The organism is uncultured Shimia sp., from assembly GCF_913054185.1.
Lineage (GTDB): Bacteria > Pseudomonadota > Alphaproteobacteria > Rhodobacterales > Rhodobacteraceae > Shimia.
Genome location: NZ_CAJXIV010000046.1, coordinates 12,487 through 30,310, shown reverse-complemented (window position 1 = coordinate 30,310; position 17,824 = coordinate 12,487). Strand labels below are relative to the sequence as shown.

The 17,824-nt window shown below is 57.3% G+C and carries 14 protein-coding genes and 1 pseudogene; all 15 read left to right on the top strand.

All coding sequences use genetic code 11. The annotated features are described in order from the left end of the window. A pseudogene (locus QZ517_RS11190) lies at positions 1–411 on the top strand (DUF58 domain-containing protein); the annotation flags it as partial. Beyond that, complete coding sequence (locus tag QZ517_RS11185) at positions 408–893, top strand: DUF4381 domain-containing protein (RefSeq protein ID WP_294226711.1); 486 nt, start codon at positions 408–410, stop codon at positions 891–893. The pseudogene QZ517_RS11190 and the gene QZ517_RS11185, both read left to right, overlap by 4 nt. Then, complete coding sequence (locus QZ517_RS11180; RefSeq protein WP_294226708.1) at positions 886–1,869, top strand: VWA domain-containing protein; 984 nt, start codon at positions 886–888, stop codon at positions 1,867–1,869. Before QZ517_RS11185 ends, QZ517_RS11180 begins: the two co-directional genes overlap by 8 nt. Beyond that, on the top strand, positions 1,866–3,437 hold the full coding sequence (locus tag QZ517_RS11175) for a VWA domain-containing protein (RefSeq protein ID WP_294226706.1): 1,572 nt from the start codon (positions 1,866–1,868) through the stop codon (positions 3,435–3,437). Before QZ517_RS11180 ends, QZ517_RS11175 begins: the two co-directional genes overlap by 4 nt. A 59-nt stretch (positions 3,438–3,496) precedes the next feature. Beyond that, positions 3,497–4,714, top strand: a complete 1,218-nt coding sequence (locus QZ517_RS11170) for a hypothetical protein (protein WP_294226703.1) — start codon at positions 3,497–3,499, stop codon at positions 4,712–4,714. Between the two features lie 11 nt (positions 4,715–4,725). Continuing rightward, positions 4,726–6,663, top strand: a complete 1,938-nt coding sequence (locus QZ517_RS11165) for a multiheme c-type cytochrome (RefSeq protein WP_294226700.1) — start codon at positions 4,726–4,728, stop codon at positions 6,661–6,663. Positions 6,664–6,792: 129 nt separating this feature from the next. Then, the gene (locus tag QZ517_RS11160; RefSeq protein ID WP_294226697.1) at positions 6,793–9,669 is read left to right on the top strand and encodes a monovalent cation/H+ antiporter subunit A; all 2,877 of its coding nucleotides are present in this window, start codon (positions 6,793–6,795) and stop codon (positions 9,667–9,669) included. Between the two features lies 1 nt (position 9,670). After that, the gene (locus QZ517_RS11155) at positions 9,671–10,036 is read left to right on the top strand and encodes a Na+/H+ antiporter subunit C (protein WP_294226694.1); all 366 of its coding nucleotides are present in this window, start codon (positions 9,671–9,673) and stop codon (positions 10,034–10,036) included. Beyond that, the gene (locus tag QZ517_RS11150; protein WP_294226691.1) at positions 10,033–11,565 is read left to right on the top strand and encodes a monovalent cation/H+ antiporter subunit D; all 1,533 of its coding nucleotides are present in this window, start codon (positions 10,033–10,035) and stop codon (positions 11,563–11,565) included. Before QZ517_RS11155 ends, QZ517_RS11150 begins: the two co-directional genes overlap by 4 nt. Continuing rightward, a complete protein-coding gene (locus tag QZ517_RS11145) occupies positions 11,562–12,053 on the top strand; it encodes a Na+/H+ antiporter subunit E (protein ID WP_294226688.1) in 492 nt (163 codons plus the stop codon). The genes QZ517_RS11150 and QZ517_RS11145 overlap by 4 nt, the downstream gene beginning before the upstream one ends. Further along, the gene (locus QZ517_RS11140) at positions 12,050–12,319 is read left to right on the top strand and encodes a K+/H+ antiporter subunit F (RefSeq protein ID WP_294226685.1); all 270 of its coding nucleotides are present in this window, start codon (positions 12,050–12,052) and stop codon (positions 12,317–12,319) included. Before QZ517_RS11145 ends, QZ517_RS11140 begins: the two co-directional genes overlap by 4 nt. Positions 12,320–12,330: 11 nt before the next feature. After that, a complete protein-coding gene (locus tag QZ517_RS11135) occupies positions 12,331–12,699 on the top strand; it encodes a Na+/H+ antiporter subunit G (RefSeq protein WP_294226682.1) in 369 nt (122 codons plus the stop codon). A gap of 193 nt (positions 12,700–12,892) precedes the next feature. Continuing rightward, entirely contained in the window at positions 12,893–14,029 is a 1,137-nt protein-coding gene (locus QZ517_RS11130) for an efflux RND transporter periplasmic adaptor subunit (RefSeq protein ID WP_294226679.1), read from the top strand. A gap of 3 nt (positions 14,030–14,032) precedes the next feature. Further along, a complete protein-coding gene (locus QZ517_RS11125) occupies positions 14,033–17,170 on the top strand; it encodes a multidrug efflux RND transporter permease subunit (protein WP_294226675.1) in 3,138 nt (1,045 codons plus the stop codon). 113 nt (positions 17,171–17,283) lie between these two features. Continuing rightward, a complete protein-coding gene (locus QZ517_RS11120) occupies positions 17,284–17,820 on the top strand; it encodes a hypothetical protein (protein ID WP_294226673.1) in 537 nt (178 codons plus the stop codon). The last annotated feature ends 4 nt before the right edge of the window (positions 17,821–17,824 follow it).

Here is a 17,824-nt window from a genome sequence, read left to right as displayed (position 1 = left end):
GCGAAGGTTTCTCCGATGCCGTTTAATGATGTGCTGGCGGCGGTGGCGCGGTTGGCGACACGTGATCATTTGGTGATCCTGATCAGTGATTTTGACGCCTGCGATGATGAAACCGAGCGGCGGTTGGGCGCGATTGCGATGCACAATGATGTGGTTTTGGGTTTGGTCGGGGATCCAAGTGCGGAGACCGTGCCCACAACAGGACAGGTGACCGGCTCTGATGGGGCCAAACAGGCGTTGATGGATTTTGCTGACAGCAAAGTGCGAGACGGAGTGGCACGGGTGACTGCGTCACGATTGGAACAAGTGACGGAATGGCAAAAGCGGATGCGGTTGTCGGTGCTACCGTTGACCACGGCTGAGGAAACTTTGGGCCAGATGGTGCGCGTGTTGGGCGGGCATATGCGATGAGTGAAGGCACCGGCGCAACCGTGGACAATGACAGCCTTGTTGGGCTTCTAAACCAATTGGCTGAGGTGCCGGACCCGATGCCGGTATCGATGGTGCCGCAGACCGCGGGATGGTTGGTTTTGTTGGCGGCCGTTATGGCTGTCCTGGCGTGGCGGGGATGGCGGCTTTGGCAACACTATCAGGCCAATGCGTATCGGCGGGCGGCATTGAAAGCTTTGAGCGCGTCGGGAGACGACCCGGTGGTGATTTCCGGCATTCTTAAGCGCGCTGCAATGGTGGCTTATGGGCGGCGGCGTGTGGCTGGATTGAGCGGGCAGGCCTGGGTGGCGTTTCTGGCAGAAACCGGCGCGGCTCAGTTTGACGATACCGCGTTGTTCAGCGCCGCTTATCAAAAGGCGCCCGGGCAATCCGATCCGCAATTGGCAACGGCGGCGCGGGAGTGGGTCAAATCCCATAAGGATCCGGAGGCGGTGGATGTTTGAGTTGAGCCATCCACTGGTGCTGCTGCTGCTGCCTTTGCCACTGATCTGGCGGCGGATGGTTCCGCCGTTTCGGCAACGACAAGACGCGCTGCGGGTGCCGTTTTTTGACCAGATTGCCGAGGCCGCCGGTCTGACCGTGCAGGAAGGCGCGGCGATTGTCGCACATAAGCGGCGAGCGTTGATTGGCGGCGGGATCATGTGGGCGCTGTTGGTGCTGGCATTGGCGGGGCCGGTGCGGCTGGGCCCGCCGCAGGAGATCACCAAAGCCACGCGGGACGTGATCCTGGCGATAGACATCTCCGGCAGCATGGACACGGTGGATTTTCCCGGTGAGGCTGGCAAACCGGTGCAACGTCTGGCGGCTGTACAGGGTGTGGTGGAGGCATTTCTGGCGGATAGAACAGGTGATCGCGTGGCGTTGATTGTGTTTGGCACGCGGTCCTATGTGCAAGCGCCGTTGACCGAAGATTTGGACACCGTGCGGGCGCTATTGGCGCAGACTGAGGTGGGTATGGCGGGGCCGCACACGGCGTTGGGTGACTCGATTGGGCTGGCGATTAAGACGTTTGAAGCCAGTGAAATTGAAGAGCGGCTGTTGATCCTGTTGTCAGATGGCAATGATACCGCGAGCCGGATGAGCCCGGTGAATGCCGCCGAGATTGCGCGCGACAAAAGCGTGCGCATGTTTGCGATTGGCGTGGGTGATCCTGAGGCCAGCGGCGAAGATCGGCTGGACATGGAATTGCTAACGGATTTGGCCAAGCGTACCGGTGGCGACGGGTATTTCGCTGCGGATGCGGACACGCTGGATAATATCTATGAGGAGATCGACAGGCTGAACCCTCGCGAGGTCGAGACGTTGAGCTGGCGGCCGCAACAGAACCTGGCGTATTGGCCATTGATCGCGGCGCTTGGGATTGGACTGCTGTTGTTGCTGTCACTTTGGACGCGGGATCGCCGGAGGGCGCAGGCATGACTGTGGACCTATCGCTGTTCCTTGAGGCGTTTCACTTCTTAAGGCCTTGGCTGCTTGTCTGTGCGGTGCCGGTTTTGTGGACTTGGTGGCAGTTGCGGCAGCGGCGCGACGCGACGGGTGGCAACGACGGCTGGATGGCGCCACATCTGGCTCAGGCACTCACAGTGCGGGGCAACAGCGCGAAGTGGGTGCAGCCGATTGACGTGATCTCACTGGTGCTTTTGTTGCTGGTGACTGCCGTGGCTGGGCCAAGCTGGACCCGCGCACCAACGCCATTTGCGGCGCAGACGGCGCCTTTGGTGGTGGTGATGCAGGTCACGCCGTCGATGGAACAAACCGATGTGGCGCCGGAACGGTTGGTGCGGGCGCGGCAGAAGACCATGGATTTGCTCACATTGCGCAGTGGGGCGCGGACGGCGTTGGTGGCCTTTGCCGGTAGCGCCCATGTGGTGGTGCCTATGAGTGAAGACCCGGGTGTGATGCAGCCCTATTTGGAAGGGCTGACCACTGCGGTGATGCCAATTGAAGGGCAAGACATTCAAACTGGATTCACAACGGCGCAGGCGCTGTTGGTGCGGGAAGGGACGCCAGGGGGCGTGGTGTTTATGGTGGATGAACTTTCGGCCAGCGCATCATCGGAGTTGGCGGAGGTTTGGGGGCAGGCTGGTTCAGATGAGGACGGTGCTGCGATCGCCGAGACTGTGGCCTCGATGAGTTTTCTGTTCATGTTGTCGGAGGGTTCGGCCTTGCCACAGGTGCCGGATGGGGCGTCGGCGACACGGGTGACGCCGGATGATCGCGATGTGGCAGAGGTGGAGCGGTCGTTGGCATCGGCGTATCGTCGGGCGCAGTTGGACGATGAGGCGCAGCCGTGGGAAGATCGCGGGGCGTGGTTGGCGTGGCCCGCTTTGGTGCTTTTGCTGTTGTGGTTTCGGCACGGCATGGCAGTGCGCTGGGCGGGACAGGTGGCGCTGATGCTGTGGCTGTTTCAGCCCGGACAGGCGCAGGCAGAGGGGTGGCGTGATTGGTTTTTGACGTCGGACCAGCAGGGTTGGCGGGCGTTTGAGCGTAAGGACTACGCGGACGCTGTGGAGGCGTTTGCAGACCCGTACTTGCGCGGCGTGGCGCTTTATCGCGGTGGGCAATATGAGGCTGCAGCGCAGGAAATGGCGCGGTTGGACACGGCCGATGCTGCGTTTTTGCAGGGCATGGCGCATTTGAAGTCACGCGGCTATCGCGATGGGGTGCGGGCATTTGAACGGGCGCTGGAGATTGATCCGGAGCATGCGGCGTCAAAGCAGAACCTGCCGCTTTCCAAGGCGATAGTGGACTATGTGGAGACCACACGGGAGCAGTCTGACACTGGAGAAGACAGTGGGGTTGGCGCGGATGATGTGGTGTTTGATAATGTAAGCGGCCGCGGTGAGGACACCCAGATTGAGGTGCCACAAGATGACGTGCCGGCGCATTTGTCGACCGAGCAGTGGATGCGCACGGTGGACACACGCACGGAGGATTTCCTGAAACAGCGGTTCCGGCTGGAAGCAGCGCGCGGGGATCAGCCATGAGATGGCTTGTTGTTTTCGTGATTTGGGTGGCGAGCTCTTCGGTTATTTGGGCGCAGGACATGCAACCGAAACTTGAGGTGACGTTTGAAGAAACGGAGACTGTGCCAGGGCAACCTTTGACACTCAGGCTGACAGTGCTGGTGCCAACCTTCATGCCGGTCCCCCCGGTTTGGCCGGATTTTGAGACACCCAATTTGATGGTGCGGTTGCCGTCCAAGGCGAGCTCACCGACCAGCAAGAGCATTGGCGGCGAGACTTGGTCCGGGATTTCGCGGCGCTACCAGATCACTCCGGTGGTGCCGGGCACGTTTGAGATACCGGCAGGGGACGTGAAAGTGCGGTATCGCGCGCTTGAGGGCAGTGATGTGCTGGAGGCGGTGTTGCCGGTGCCCGCGCAGACGGTGTCGGGTGTTGTGCCGGAGGGTGCTGAAGGGCTGGATCCGTTTGTGGCAGCTGAGAAGCTGACACTGACGCAGACCGTTGAGGGGGACACCACGGGGCTGGACGCGGGCGCAAGTTTTTCGCGGGCTATCGAGATAAAGATCGAGGGCGTGTCGCCAATGTTCTTGCCGCCAGTGACGTCGGAGGACGGGCTTGCGGGGCTGCGGGCGTATCCGGAAAGCCCTGTGGTGGAAGAGAGTGAGAACCGCGGTGTGGTGAGGGGCTCGCGCATGGAGAAAACAACCTATGTGGTGGAGGGTAGCGTCGAAGGTGCGCTGCCTGAGGTGCGGTTGCAGTGGTTCAATCTCAAAACCGGCAAGGTGGAAGACGCCGTGGCGGACGCGGTTGAAGTGCAGGGTGACGCGCCGGTTTTGGCACCACGGTCGGAGCCATTGGATTTGGCCATGTTGCTGCGCTGGGCCGGTGGCTGTGTTGTTCTTGTGTTGGTAGGGTGGGGCGCTCTTCGATGGGCTGCGCCGGTTGTACGCCGATATTGGAGGGATGCACGGGGGCGCCAAGAAAATAGTGCCACCCACGCGTACCGCCAGTTTCAAAAGGCATTAAAAACACGCGATGTGAGTGCAACCAAGCAAGCTTATTTGGTGTGGTCTCACAAGGTGCCAACTGCGTCACCGGAAACCGAAGCTGCGATTGCCGAGGCGTTTCTTGAAATTGGGGCGGCGCGGTTTGGACAGACGCAGGCAAAAGATGAAATCCAAGCTTGGGATCATCTCAAAACACTCTGTCATGGAAAACGCCGCCAAACACGTTATCGTCGCGACACGAAGGAACCGGATTTGCCACCGCTTAATCCGGTCTCCACGCATCAGAACTGAAAGACAGCTGTATGACATTTAAGACTTTTTTCGGCATGGCCTTGGCGTGCTTGATGCTGGGATCCGCCGGAGTTGCGCAGACGCCGCAGGGTGCAGGTGTGCCCGCTTATGTGGGGTCTGAGACCTGTCGGGATTGTCATGTAGAGGCTTATGATAGTTGGAAGACGTCCCATCATGGCGATGCCTGGCGGATGCCGGGTCCAGACAGCTTTGAGGGCGCGTTTGAAGGCGAGAGTTTTGAGCATGATGGGATGCGCGCGACCTTTACCAAAGAAGGTGAGGCGTACGTTGTGAACGTGCGCGAAAAGGATGGCGTTGATGTGCGCTATGAGATGCATTCCGTGGGCGGGGTGCATCCGTTGGAGCATCCCATCTTGTCGACCGGCAAAGGGCGGTTGCAGAGTTTTGACGTCGTTTGGGATGTGGAGCAAAAGCGCTGGTACCATCTTTACCCCAAGCAGGATTTGCCGCCAGAAGATGCGTTCCATTGGACCGGTGTTTACAAGAATTGGAACAGCCGCTGCGCGGAGTGTCATGCCACGGGTTTTGAGAAAAACTATGGCTTTAAGACACGCCGGTATGCGAGTGAGCAGGTAGAGATTGGCGTGGGTTGTGAGGCTTGTCACGGGCCGGGGGCGGCGCATTTGACAATTGTTGAGGGCGCAATACCAGAGAGTTTTACGGTGCCTCTGGATGATTGGGGTTTCACGGCTACTATGTCGGAGCCTGCGACAGCGATGGAACAATGCGCGGGGTGTCATTCGCGGCGGGAAGGCTTTGGCAATGGCAATCCGCTGCCCGGAGAGGCGTTTTCCAACAACTATAACCTCGCGATGCTACGGCCCGGGTTATACCATGCGGACGGGCAGATTTTGGATGAGGTCTATGTCTATGGCTCGTTCCTGCAATCCAAGATGTCGCAAAAAGGTGTGACCTGTGCCAATTGCCATGAGCCGCATTCAGCAGAGCTCGTGGCAGACGGCAATGCGGTGTGTACACAGTGCCACTCGCCGGCAGGTAATCCTGACTTCGAAAGTCTGCGGTTTGCGGACTACGAGGACGTTGCGCACACCAACCACCCACAGGGTACAGAGGCAGCGCAATGTGTGAGCTGCCATATGGTGGATAAGGTGTACATGGGCACCGATCCACGCCGCGATCACAGTTTTCGCGTGCCACGTCCTGATCTGAGCGATACGCTCGACAGCCCAAATGCCTGTGTTTCTTGTCATGATGATAAGAGCAACACGTGGGCGACGGAGCAGGTGAAAGCTTGGTTCCCAGATGGGCGCTGGCAAGAGCCGCATTACGGAGAAGTTCTCGTGAAAGGGCGCGCAAACCCACGCGCCGCGGCGGGCGAGTTATTGGGATTGGCGCAGGATGTGGAACAGCCAAACCTGGTAAGAGCCACGGCGTTGTGGCTGTTGGGGCCGGGGGCGACGACGTTGGATTTGGATGACGTGGTTGCGTTTTTGGAAAATGATGATCCGCAAATTCGGGTTGGGGCGTTAAATGCGTTGCGCGCGCGGGCTGTGGTGGCGACGGCGCCGTATCTTTTGCAAGGGCTGAACGATGAGGTGCGGGCAGTGCGGCTGGCTGCGGCTCGGGCCATTATGAGCCAACGGCCAGATCGCATACCGGATAACCTGCGGGCGGCTTTGGGCCAGGCCTATCGTGAATTTGGCAATGTAGTGCAGAACCAGATGGATTTTGCCGAGGCACACTTGCAGGTGGCGGGCTATTCGATGGTGTCGGGCAATTTGCCTTCCGCCATTGCGGCGCTTTCGGAGGCGGTGCGGCTCAACCCGCAGAACCCGCAGGCCTGGAGCAGCTTGATCCGTATGACAGCGCAGGTTGAGGGGCAACGCGCGGCACAGAAACGTATGCGGCAGGCCTTGGCGTTTAATCCGGATGATCCTGAATTGCAGAAACTGGCCGAGCAATTCTAACCCGACCTGCGGCATCTTCGCACAAACCTCGAGAAACACGGGTTTTTTCTACGGCCTTTTGGGTAGGCGCTGGTTGTTTTAAGACAGTGGGATGCTTATCAATCAGGGTCAACGAACGGGAGGGCGCTGATGAACGACGGCAGTATTCTGGCTTTTGTAGCCATTTTACCATTTCTGGGCGCCTTGGTGCCGGGATTGATGATCCGCGCGGGACGCAATGCCTGCGCCACTTTTACCGCCGTTCCGACCCTTTTGGCGTTGCTTCTGTTGGGCACGCAGGTGCCTGCGGTGATGCGCGGCGAGGTGGTGAGCACCACAATTGAATGGTTGCCGCAGCTGGGCCTATCAGCAAGCTTTTTCCTGGATGGGCTGGGGCTGCTGTTTGCTGGGATGATCCTTGGCGTTGGGCTGCTGATCATTCTCTACGCGCGGTTCTACCTGTCCAACGATGATCCGATGGGGCAGTTCTATACCTATTTGCTGCTGTTCCAAGGGGCGATGTTGGGCATTGTTCTGTCTGACAACATACTGCTTTTGTTGATTTTTTGGGAGTTGACAAGCCTGTCGTCTTTCCTGCTTATCGGCTATTGGAAACACCTGCCCGAAGGCCGACAGGGTGCACGGATGGCGCTGACTGTGACCGGCGCCGGTGGGTTGGCAATGATTGGCGGTATGCTGATCCTTGGCAATATCGTGGGCAGCTACAACCTGACTGATATTCTGGCGCAAGGTGAGCTGATCAAAGCCAGCGAATGGTACATGCCTGCGCTGATCTTGATCCTGATTGGGGCGTTCACCAAATCAGCGCAATTCCCGTTCCACTTCTGGCTTCCCCATGCGATGGCGGCGCCAACCCCCGTGTCGGCCTACCTGCACTCGGCCACCATGGTGAAAGCCGGTATCTTCCTGATGGCGCGGATGTGGCCAGTTCTGGCAGGCACGGAGCCGTGGTTTTACATTGTGGCGACCACTGGGTTGATCACCATGGTGCTTGGGGCAGTGATTGCACTGTTCAAAGATGATCTGAAAGCGCTGTTGGCGTTTTCCACTGTGAGTCACCTGGGTCTGCTGACCATGCTGCTGGGCTTTGGTACCAAAGCGGCGGTGATTGCGGCGATGTTCCACATCATCAACCACCTTACCTTTAAAGCGGCGTTGTTTATGACAGCTGGCATCGTGGATCATGAGGCGCATACGCGCGATGTCAAACGCTTGGGCGGTTTGGCCAAGTTGATGCCGGTCACGGCGATCATAGGCGTTGTTACGGCCTTATCGATGGCAGGCACTATTCCGCTCAACGGGTTTATCTCCAAAGAAATGATGTTGGAGGAGGCGGCCCATACGGTGTGGTACAACAACCCTTGGATTGTGCCGGTTCTGGCGACATTGGGAGCATGTTTCTCGGTGGCTTATTCGTTCCGTTTCATTTTCCATGTGTTTGGCGGGCCGGTGCGAGATGATTATCCATCCACACCACATGATCCGCCGTTTGGACTCTACGCTGCCCCTGCGCTGTTGACCGTGCTGGTGGTGTTGATTGGTGCCATGCCGTTCCTCGCAGAGCCACTGGTGACCGTTGCTGCCAATGCAGTAACCGGACTGGACACTCATCCGCACCTGAAGCTGTGGCACGGTGTGACACCGGCGCTGTGGATGTCCGTGGTTGCCTTTGCGGTTGGTGGGGTCTTGTTGGTACTGCATGGCAAGCTGGATGCGATTTGGATGCGTTTGCCGAGGCCCGAGGCCAAAGAGATTTTTGACGCCATCATGGAGCGCTGTGTTGCAACGGCCAAAGCCATTGCTCAGGGCACCCATAATGGGGTGATGAGCCGCTATCTGGCGCTTCTGGTTGTGGCCTCTATTGCGGTTGGCACCCATGCGTATTTTACCAGTGGCATGGCCGCGCCGACGCGGGAGATACTGCCGGTTCCGCCGTTGATATGGGTAGGTTGGTTTTCGTTGGTGGCGGCAACCTGGCTGGTGGTGAGCCAGCATCACAAGCGATTCCGGTCGTTGATCTTTATCTCGATCATTGGTCTCGTGATCTCTGGCGGGTTTGTGTATCTCTCCGCGCCGGACCTGGCGCTGACCCAGATTTCGGTTGAGACCGTGACCATCATGCTGTTGCTCTTGGCGCTCTACTTCCTGCCAAAAGACACCCCGGCAGAAAGCAGCACTGGCAAGCGCTTTCGGGATGCGGTGGTGGCGGTTGCCGGTGGCGGCGCCGTGGCAGCTTTGGCGATGGCGTTCCTGACACGCGACGTGGACAGTATTTCGGCCTATCACCTTGCCAATTCCTACAAGGGCGGCGGTGGCACCAATGTGGTGAACGTGATCCTGGTCGACTTCCGGGGCTATGACACCTACGGCGAGATTATTGTGCTGGGTATTGCCGGGTTGACGATCTTTGCGCTGATGGATGCGTTGTTGCGTGGCCCGGCGGCCAAACGGCTGCGGGATCGGGCATTTTCGCCGGATCGGTCGCGGGATCGTCACCCTCTGATGATGGTGGTGGCAACCCGTGCGATGCTGCCAATTGCCATCATGGTGGGCATCTACATCTTCCTGCGGGGACACAATCAGCCTGGTGGTGGGTTTGTCGCCGGATTGGTGATCTCTATCGCTTTGTTGATGCAGTATATGGCGTCGGGATTTGCCTGGGCGCAGCTGCGGCAGCGGATCGAATATCACTCGATGATTGGCTGGGGCGTGATCATTGCAGGTCTGACTGGTGTGGGTGCTTGGCTGGCGGGCAAGCCGTTCCTGACCAGTGCCTACGGCTATCTGCATTTCCCCCCAATCGAAGAGTTTGAGTGGGCCACGGCGATGGCCTTTGATCTGGGTGTGTTCCTGGCGGTCTTGGGGGCGGTGATGCTGATGCTTTACAGCCTGTCGCGGATTGCACGGTTTGCTGGTGAAACCATCAACGTGACCCCAATGGATCACGACCCATCCGAGGTGCCTGAAGATGGCGTGGACGAGCAACCTCTGAAGGAGGGCCAATGACATGGAGATGATTGTTGCCAGTGCCATTGGCGTTCTGACGGCAGGGGGGATTTATCTGATCCTGCGCCTGCGGGCCTTTCCTGTGATCCTTGGGATTGCGCTCTTGTCCTACGCGGTCAACGTATTCCTGTTTGCAACAGGTCGGTTGGCGGTGAACGCGCCACCGATCCTAAACAAATATGCCGACGTGAGCTATTCTGATCCGTTGCCACAAGCCTTGGTACTGACCGCGATTGTGATCAGCTTTGGTATGACGGCCGTGTTGGTGATGGTCGCGCTGGGAGCCTACCTTGAGGCAGACAGCGACGAGATCAACATGACAGACGCGGGTGACGATGCGGACAGCACAGAGGGGCAGGGCGTATGAACCACTGGATTATTGCTCCTGTTGTGTTGCCGGCGCTGTTGGCACCGGTGATTGCCTATGTGATGCGGCACGACATCAAGCTGGCGCGCTATGCGTCGGTGGCGGGCACTGTGTTGCTGGCTGTGATCTCGGTTGGTTTACTGACCATAGTGGCCGATGGGCAAACCCATGTTTACTACCTTGGCGACTGGCCTGCGCCGTTTGGCATTGTGCTGGTGTTGGACCGCCTCTCAGCAATGATGGTGCTGCTGACGTCAATATTGGCGATGGTTGTGCTTTGGCATGCAATTGCCACTGAGTGGGACAATCGCGGACGGCATTTTCATGCGTTGTTCCAGTTCCAACTGATGGGTGTTTGTGGTGCCTTCCTGACCGGCGACGCGTTCAACCTGTTTGTGTTCTTTGAAGTGTTGCTGATTGCCTCTTATGGTCTGATGATCCACGGCGGCGGAAAGGTCCGACTTAAGGCGGGATTGCAGTATGTGGTGATGAACCTGGCGGGCTCCACATTGTTCCTGTTTGCCCTTGGCGCGCTATATGCTTCCACTGGCACGCTGAACCTTGCTGATCTGGCGGTGAAAGTGCGGGAGCTGCCGCTGGAAGAAGCGGGCGTTTTGCGCGTGTCTGCGGTGTTGTTGCTGATGGTGTTTGCCATCAAAGCGGCGTTGTTCCCGGTGCAGTTCTGGTTGCCGGGCACCTATGCCAATGCGCCCGCTCCGGTGGCTGCGTTGTTTGCGATTATGACCAAGGTTGGCGCCTATGCCATCATCCGCTTCTACACGTTGGTGTTTGGCCCGGATGTGGCCGCGGTGGATGGTTTGATTGGCAGCTGGGTGATGCCGGCGGCGGTGATTACCGTGGCAGTGGGGGCAATTGGCGTCCTGGGCGCACGACGCCTGATGCCGATGTTGTCTTTTGCGGTTGTTGGCTCGATGGGCACGTTGTTGTTGGCCGTGGCAGCTTTCACGCCAGAGGCCATTGCGGCAGGCCTATACTATCTGTTGCACTCGACCTTTGCCGCTGCGGCGTCGTTCCTGTTGGCTGATTTGGTTGTGACGCGACGCGGCAGCGATGCGCTGACCGCGCAGCCTCCGATTTATCAGAATGGTCTGTTTGCGGCGTTCTTCTTTGTTGGGGCCATCGGTGTGACGGGGATGCCGCCGCTGAGCGGGTTTCTTGGGAAGCTGTTGGTACTGGATGGCGTGCGTGACATGCCGTGGATGGCCACAGCTTGGGCCGCGATCCTGCTTGCCTCTTTGGTGACCATTGTGGGGTTTGCGCGAGCTGGCAGTGTGGTGTTTTGGAAGTCCACTGCGATGATGGATACGGAGGCCGATGCATCTGAGACGCCAGCGCCCATTGGTGTAAATGCACTTGTTGGTGTTTCCGCGTCTTTGGCCATGCTGGCGCTTTTGGCCTCGTTTGCTGGCCCTGTGATGGGGTATCTTGAGCAAACGTCTGTGCAATTGTTTGACGTGTCGGGCTATGTCGATGCGGTGCTTGGTCAACATGGGGAGGATCTGAAATGAGACGGAAACTTCTGCCACATCCGCTGTTTAGTTTCACGCTGTTGATCATTTGGCTGATGCTGGTGAACAAGGTGACCGTGGGCAACGTGTTGCTGGGCGGCATCTTTGGGGTGATTGTGCCAATTCTGACCGCGCCTTATTGGCCGGGCCGTCCGCACATTCAGAACCATTTCAAAGCGCTTGAATACGTGTTGATTGTGTTGTGGGACATTGTTGTTGCCAATTTCCATGTGGCCGCGATTATCCTGTTCAAACGCAACAAGGACATTCATTCCAAATGGGTCTGCGTGCCCCTGGAAGTCACCTCTCCGGAGGCGATCACTATTTTGGCAGGCACCATCACCATGACGCCCGGCACGGTTTCGGCGATGCTGTCGGCGGACAGCAGCAGTGTGCTTGTGCATTGTTTGGATTGTGATGATCCGGATGCGGTGCGCGATGGGATCAAAAACCGCTACGAACGCCGGTTGAAGGAGATTTTCCCATGATTGCGATGGCTCTCTATTTTGGCTTTGCCTGTTTTGGGATTGGCATTTTGTTGTGTATTTGGCGCATCTCGAGGGGACCAACGGCGGCGGATCGCATTCTGGCGCTGGACACAATTGTGATTAATACGATCGCGCTGTTGATCCTCTATGGCGTGCACAAAGGCACCGCGATTTACTACGAAGCGTCTATGCTGGTGGCGATGGTGGGTTTTGTGTCGACCGTGGCCTACTGCCGCTTTGTGCTGCGCGGCGATATCATCGAGTAAGGGAGAGCCAGATGTTTGCAGAAATCCTTGTGTCCTTCTTCATTGTGCTGGCCGGCGTATTTGGTTTGGTGGGCAGTTTTGGTATGTTGAAACTCAAAGACACCATGCAGCGCTTGCACGCGCCAACAAAGGCAACCACGCTTGGGGTTGGCGGTGTGCTGATTGCATCGATGCTGTATTTCCTCTTGGTCAAAGGCACCTTGTCCTTTCATGAGTTGTTGATCACCATTTTCCTGTTTCTGACAGCCCCCGTGAGTGCTCATTTTGTGGCCAAGACCTACATTCAAGCAAAGATGAAACCGGAGGAATTGCCGGGATCCGAAGGGGAGTTTGGTTGGGCGATCTATGATGATCCGCCAGCTTACTACGACCAAGATTGATTGACCAAAATGGTCCCGACCTAGAAAAACGCGCTCTGCCATGGGCGCGTTTTTGCTTTTTCAGACAGATGCTTGGCATTTGTGGTTAACACACGCTTGCCGCTTGCTGTGTCGCGTGTTTCTATGGCGTCAATTGTCATGGGATCACCGCCCACAGTCGGCCCTGATCTCCAATCTATTGGGAATAGACACCATGAAGTTTCCGTATTTCACGCCTTTGTCGGCGGCCATGCTCTCGGTGAGCCTTTTGGCATCGAGCGCCATGGCACAAGATGCACCTGCACCCAAAGTTGCGATTGCTGCGGCCTACACTGATGAGTTGGTCGATGAAGTGATTTTCATCGGCAAAGGCGAGGCCGTGGATAAGGTCGATCTTGTCGCGCGGGTGAGTGGGTTCGTGGAGAAGATCCATGGTCAAGACGGTGACGAGGTGACCGCGGGGGATCTTTTGTTTGAGATCGAACCTGAGGTGTATCAAGCGGCGGTGGACGCACGTGAAGCCGACCTCGCGCAAGCGGAAGCCAACCTTCGGTTAACCGAAGTTGAGTTGGTGCGGAAATCCGAGCTGTTTGAGCGTGATGTGGGCACAGAAGCGGATCGTGATATAGCGGTGGCAAATAATGAAGTGGCCAAGGCGCAGGTTGAAATTGCCAAAGCCGCAATTGCTCAGGCCCAGCTTGATTTGGACTACACCAAAGTCCACGCACCATTTGACGGCCGTGTTGGGCGCTCAAACGTCAGTGTGGGCGAATTGGTGGGGCCTACCAGTGCGTCGTTGATCAACATTGTGCGCACCGCGCCGATCTATGTGGAGTTCTCGCTCACCGAAAAACAATTGGTTGAAGTGATGGAGCATCACGAGGCCGAACTTCAAGAATTGGCGGACAAAGACAAAGCGCCCAAGGTCTATGTCATCTTGCCAAATGGCGATGAGCTGGAAGAAGTGGGCCAAGTGGTGTTTGTTGACAACCGGATCAATCCGGCGACAGGCACCATCTCATTGCGTGCCGAGTTCGAAAACGCACGTGGTTTGCTGCTTGATGGGGCATTCCTCAACGTTCGCATTGCGAGCGCTGCGCCAAGTCAGGTGCTGATGATTCCACAGGCGGCGGTTCAACGCGATCAGCGCGGTGATTTTGTGCTTGTTGTGGGGCAACAACAGACTGTGGAGCAGCGCTATGTGACACTGGGACGTCAGGTTGAGGCTGCGGTTGTGGTTGAAGACGGCATGCGCGAAGGCGAAGGGGTGATTGTCGAAGGTCTGCAGCGAGTCCGCCCCGGCGTGACCGTGGACGCGGTGCTGGCCGGTCAGTCGACAGAGGAGCAATAAGCCGTGTTTTCAGCGATTTTCATCCAGCGCCCCAAGACGGCGTTTGTGATCTCACTGGTGCTCTCCATCATGGGGTTCATCGGCTACAATGCGCTCCCGGTGGAGCAGTTTCCGGATATCACACCACCGGTGGTGACGGTGTCGACCAACTACACTGGGGCCAACTCTGAAACCGTGGAAAACACCGTCGCCGCGCCCATTGAGGCGCAGGTGAACGGGGTGGACGACATGATCTATATGTCGTCTGACAGCACGGACACCGGCTCTTACAACCTTTCCGTCACTTTTGAGGTTGGAACGGATCCGGACATTGCGTCTGTGAACGTGCAAAACCGTGTGGCGCAGGCAACGTCGCAGTTGCCCACTGAGGTGACAAACAGCGGTGTGGTGACACAGAAGTCCTCCACCAACATGTTGTTGATCGTGACACTTGCGTCGCCAAACAGCACCTATGATGAAGTGTTCCTGTCCAACTACGCCTCCATCAACCTCCGTGACGCGCTGGCGCGCGTGAAAGGGGTGGGTAAAGCTGATGTGATGACCAACTTCGAATACTCTATGCGGATGTGGATGGACCCTGACCGTATGGCTGGGCTTGGCCTGACGCCAGGCGATTTGGTTGCGGCGATCCGGGAGCAAAACCTCGAAGTCTCAGCGGGCCAGATCGGGACACCACCGATCCCAACAGGTCAGCAATTTCAATACACCATCAAATCCAAGGGCCGTTTGAGCACGGTAAAGGAGTTTGAAGAAATTGTGCTGCGGACCGGTGAGGCCGGGAGCATCGTGCGCATGAAAGACGTGGCGCGGGTTGAACTGGGCGCAAACTATTACAACGCCTCTGGTCGTGCAGACGGCAACCCGGCGACGGTTCTGGCAATCTATCAGGCACCAGGCGAGAACGCACTTGCGGTGGCAGATGCTGTGAAGGCCGAAGTTGAACGGCTTTCAAGCGCTTTTCCGGATGATGTGACTTATGCCATTCCCTATGACAGCACGCTGTTTGTGGAACAGTCGCTGAGCGATGTGGTGTCCACCCTGATCTTGACCTTTATTCTGGTGATTTCGGTGGTGTTCATTTTCCTTGGAAATGTGCGGGCAACAGCTATCCCGGCGATCGCCATTCCAGTGTCTTTGATCGGCACATTTGCCTTCTTGTTGTTGTTTGGCATGTCACTCAACACCATCTCGCTGTTTGCTTTGGTCTTGGCCATCGGGATCGTGGTGGATGACGCCATTGTTGTGGTGGAAAACGTAGAGCGGATCATTGCGGAAGAGGGGCTTTCTGCTGCGGATGCAACCCGAAAAGCCATGGGGCAAATCACCGGTCCGGTGATCGCAACCACCTTGGTTTTGTTGGCGGTGTTTGTGCCGGTGACCTTTATGCCCGGCATCACAGGACGGCTGTATACACAGTTTGCAGTGACCATTTCCACAGCGGTTGTGATCTCTTCAATCAACGCATTGACTCTGTCTCCTGCGCTGTGCTCGCTGATCTTGAAAGCCCGGGAGCCAGGTGGCCCCAAAGGGATTATGGCGGTGTTTGAAAAGGGTGTAGACGGTGCGCGCGGGGCCTATGTGGGCGTTGTGCGTCGGTGTGTGCGCATTCCGATCATCGCAGTGGTTATGTTGGTGGTGATGGTTGCGGGGTCTGGCACCTTGTTCAAAACCATCCCAGCGGGCTTTATTCCTTTGGAAGACAACGGCACGCTGTTTGTGGATGTGCAACTGCCGGATGCGGCGTCGTTGGAGCGGACCGAGACCGTCACCGCCCGCCTGAACGAACAGCTGATGGGAATCCCGGGCGTGGCTGGGTCCGTAATGGTGAATGGCTTTAGTTTGCTCAACGGCTCCGGTTCCAACGGTTCGATGATCATTTTGAACCTTGATCCTTGGGACGTCCGTCAGACGGATGAGTTGAGTGCGGACGGGATTTTGGCGAAGGTCTACGGCGTCGCCAACCAAGAGATTTCTGCCAGTGTGATTGCGTTTAACCCACCGCCAATTTCTGGTCTTGGGATGAGCGCAGGTGTGGAAATGAAGGTGCAGCAGACCGGCGGCGGCTCTGCGCAGGACCTGGCAGCGGCTGTTGGCTCTTTGGTCTATGCGACCAACCAACGTGATGAGATGGCGCAGAGCTACTCGACTTTCCGAGCCAATGTGCCAAAAGTGTTTGTGGATCTGGACCGCGAAAAGGCCAAGTCGCTGAACGTGGCCATATCAGATGTGTTCACCACGTTGCAGGGCTATATGGGATCGATCTATGTGAACGATTTTAACCTGTTTGGTCGCGTGTATCGGGTGATGATTCAGGCGGATGGCGAATTCCGGTCCCAAGTCGAAGACATCAACGCTTTGTATGTGCGCTCTCAAACCGGTGAGATGGTACCCATGGGAACCTTGGTTACAGTACGCAACGAGTTGGGGCCGGTGGCGTTGAACCGCTACAATATGTTCCGATCAGCAACAGTGACCGGCGTGCCAAAAGAAGGGCTTTCAACCGGCGATGCCATTCGTGTCTTGGAAGAAGAGGCTGTCACCGCATTGCCTCCTGGATACAGCTTTGAATGGACCGGGACCGCGCAGCAGCAACAGTCCGGTAGCGGACTTGTTGTGGTGATTTTGATCATGGCGGTGGTCTTTGCCTACCTGTTCCTTGTGGCTCAGTATGAGAGTTGGACGATGCCAATTGGCATTCTGCTCTCGGTGACGGTGGCGTTGTTTGGTGCGCTGGCGGCGGTGGCGGTCTCTGGCGGGGATGTGAACCTCTACACTCAGATCGGGATGATCATGCTGATTGGCCTGGCCTCAAAAAATGCCATTCTTATCGTGGAGTTTGCGATGGAACGGCGTGCAGCGGGTCTGAGCATCAAGGAGGCTGCGATTGAAGCGGCCAGCCAACGTTTCCGTGCGGTGATGATGACAGCACTGTCGTTCCTGCTGGGTGTGGTGCCATTGTTGGCAGCCAACGGGGCCGGAGCCGCGAGCCAGAAGGCGATTGGTGTGGCTGTGTTTGGCGGCATGCTGGCAGCCACGGTGATTGGCGTCGTGATTGTGCCGATCCTTTATGTCTTGCTGCAGCAAGCACGTGAGTGGGCCAAAGGTACAAACAAGAAGGCGGAACCGTCAGAGGCGGTGTAAGTTTCAAAGACAAAACACGAAGGGCTGGAGGTGACTCCGGCCCTTTTTGGTTTTGCGCAAAGATGGGTTAGCATCGGGTCATGGTTTGGTGTCGTTCGATTTTGATCCTAGTGATGTTCGCGCTTCCGATTAATGCGGAAGAGCGGCCACAGGGATTGATGTGGAACCGATCCGGGCTTCCTGCGACGCTTCCCCTACTTATCAAGACAAGCGCAGACGCTGACTATTTCCTTAATCTAAAGGACGTTGGGAGCGACCAAGTTGTGTTTGCAGCTTATGTGCGGGGTGGGGAATTCTTTCAAGTTTTGGTGCCGCCCGGGCAGTTTGTGCTGGTGTTTGCTTCCGGTGAGGAGTGGCAGGGAGAAGCCAGGCTGTTTGGGGTGACCACGCATATGTTCACGCTGGACCAGCCGCTGCGGTTTCGGGCGACGATGAGCCAGCGACGGGGGCATATGATTGACCTGACCAAATCCAGCGGCACCACAATAAGTGATCTGGTGAAATGTCAAAGATTGGCTTTGGATCCGGAGAGTTTGCGCGCCGGAAAGGGCCAGTTTGATCCGTTGTTGCGCGATCCCAGTGGGGCACCGGAGGCGTGGCCGGAGATGCCTGCGCCGCGCTATGATGTGGAGACCTGGACCTGTCTTTGAGGCC